This window comes from Streptomyces sp. SM10 (genome assembly GCF_002910915.1).
GTDB lineage: Bacteria > Actinomycetota > Actinomycetes > Streptomycetales > Streptomycetaceae > Streptomyces.
Map to the genome: position 1 here is coordinate 1 of NZ_NEUF01000078.1, position 2,484 is coordinate 2,484.

Here is a 2,484-nt window from a genome sequence, read left to right on the forward strand (position 1 = left end):
GTCCGGGCCGATCTGGAGTGCTTCGCGTACTTCGTCGGGTGTGTAGGGCTGGTGTCCGTCGAAGCCGTTGAGGGCGATGACGAAGGGGAGGCCGCTGTTCTCGAAGTAGTCGACGGCGGGGAAGCAGTCGGCGAGGCGGCGGGTGTCGACGAGGACGACGGCGCCGATGGCGCCGCGGACCAGGTCGTCCCACATGAACCAGAAGCGGTCCTGTCCGGGGGTGCCGAACAGGTAGAGGATCAGGTCCTGGTCCAGGGTGATGCGTCCGAAGTCCATGGCCACCGTGGTGGTGGTCTTGTCCCCGGTGTGGGTCAGGTCGTCGATGCCCGCGGAGGCGGACGTCATCACGGCTTCGGTGCGCAGCGGATTGATCTCCGAAACGGCACCGACAAACGTGGTCTTACCCACGCCGAAGCCCCCTGCCACCACGATTTTCGCCGAGGTGGTGGAGCGGGCCGTACCGCCGCTAGAGCTTGCGAAGTCCACTGAGCACCCTTTCGAGCAGTGTCACATCCGGCGCGCCGCCGGCCTCTCCGTTGCCCGGCTGGTGGATGGCCACCATGCCGGCTTCCGCCAGGTCCGCCACGAGGATCCGCGCCACGCCCAGAGGCATGGACAGCAGGGCCGAGACCTCGGCCACCGACTTGACCTCGCGGCAGAGGTGGCAGATCCGCTGATGCTCGGGGAGCAGCGTCCCGAGGTGGGCGGGATCCGCTGTGGTGCTGACCAGTGCCTCTATCGCGAGCTGGTACCGCGGCCGGGTACGTCCGCCGGTCATGGCATAGGGACGGACCAGCGGCTGGTCGCCTTCACCGTCGTACGACGCGTGGTGCAGTGCGCCGTACGGATCAGGTGAGGCGGGTGGCGGGGTCATAAATCCTCCGGGCGTGACAGCAGGGTGTCGGCTTGCCGTCTGAAGGTGGCCGGTGGGGGGGTGTGTCGGCCGGACGGGTGAGGGTTTTGAGTAGTACCTGGGGGGATCGTGTCAGGTGTCTGCCGCATGGCCGCCTAGTGGAGCAGACTTCCTTGTAGCTCGGCACGGAGGTCAGGAGTGAGGACGGTCCCCGCGCGGTCGACGAGGAGTGCCATCTCGTACCCGACCAGGCCGATGTCGGCGTCCGGGTGGGCGAGGACGGCGAGCGAGGACCCGTCCGAGATGGACATGAGGAAGAGGAAACCTCTCTCCATCTCCACGACCGTCTGGCTCACGGCGCCGCCTTCGAAGATCCGGGAGGCACCCGCCGTCAGCGACGTCAGACCGGAGGCGACAGCCGCCAGCTGATCGGCGCGATCGCGCGGGAAACCTTCGGACATCGCCAGCAGCAGGCCATCCGCGGAGACCACCACCGTGTGGGACACCCCTGGGGTGTTGTCCACGAAGTTGGTGATCAGCCAGTTCAGATTCTGCGCGGCCTGACTCATGGGGCTCAACTAACGCTCCTGCTGGTGAGTGGGGCCGAGTTGGAAACTGCCGGTAGACGAGCCGGTGTTGGCCTGTCGTCCCTGCTGGATGCCCCGGCGGAGATTGGTCAGACGGCCGCGTACGTCATCGGGCGCACGCGAAACCTGAGGTCCGGACTGATGATTCTGCTGCTGAGCAGTGCCCGGCACCAAATTGGCACGTGGGACACGGCGGGGCAGACCGGACGTGGTGATCCCGCCGGCGGCGGGTTTCTTGACGCGCTCCGCCTGACGGACGAGGTCGTCGTTGGGCGAGGCGCGCCATGAACTGGTGGCACCGGTGTCCGCCGCGCCACGCCGGGGCATGGCCGGAGGCGGGTTGCCGGCGGGCTGGGGAGCGGCCGGTGCCTGCGGCTCGGCGGCGGGTGGCTGCTGGCCACCCTGCTGCGGGCCGTGGAACCAGTTCGTCTCCAGCGTGTCGAAGAGCGGCGTACGCCCGTCGCCCGGACCGGCCGGCGGAAGCACGTCGGGCTGCTGCGGCAGCGCGGGACGGCGCGGCGGCTCACCCGCGGAGGGGACCGGCGGACGCGGTGCGCCGAAGTCGGCGTTGTCGTGCCGGTGGGGAGCGGGAGCCTGCGGTGCCTGGGCGCCGTAGCCCTGGTCCTGCGGCATCGGGGCGTTGAAGTCGGGGCGGGCGAACTGCGCGGTGCTCGCCGGGTCCTGGGCCTGAGGGGCCCCCGGAGCCGAGAAGTCCGGGCGGGCGAACTCCGACGTCGCACCGGGGCCCTGGCGGTCGTTCATCGGCGGACGCTGGTTCGGCGGGCTGAAGGGCTGGTCCGGACCGGAGGTGCCCGGCCTGGCGAACCGGCCGCCGTCGTGCTCCTCGTGGCCGCGCGGGGAGTCGGGCTGCGTACGCCGGGGGGCACCCTGCTCCTCGACGCCCCAGCTCGTGCTCTGCGGTCGCTGGGGCTGCGGGTTGCCGCCGGGCAGCTCGCCCCGCGGTCCGCCCGAGGGCGGCAGCTGGCGGCCGGGACCGCCGGGCTGCTGCCGGCCGTCCTGGCCCAGCTGGGCCTGCTGCGGCTG

The 2,484-nt window shown here is 70.6% G+C and carries 3 protein-coding genes and 1 pseudogene; all 4 read right to left on the reverse strand.

The window, feature by feature from the left end; all coding sequences use genetic code 11:
- Window positions 1–486, reverse strand: a 486-nt coding sequence (locus B9S57_RS10815; RefSeq protein WP_103515330.1) for an ATP/GTP-binding protein, incomplete at its 3' end; no start/stop codon positions are given.
- Window positions 467–874: a DUF742 domain-containing protein gene (locus B9S57_RS10820; protein WP_003966010.1), complete on the reverse strand. Its 408-nt coding sequence runs from the start codon at window positions 872–874 to the stop codon at window positions 467–469. The genes B9S57_RS10820 and B9S57_RS10815, both read right to left, overlap by 20 nt.
- 134 nt (window positions 875–1,008) lie before the next feature.
- A complete protein-coding gene (locus tag B9S57_RS10825; protein WP_006127850.1) occupies window positions 1,009–1,422 on the reverse strand; it encodes a roadblock/LC7 domain-containing protein in 414 nt (137 codons plus the stop codon).
- 9 nt (window positions 1,423–1,431) lie between these two features.
- Window positions 1,432–2,484, reverse strand: a pseudogene (locus tag B9S57_RS10830) (histidine kinase); the annotation flags it as partial.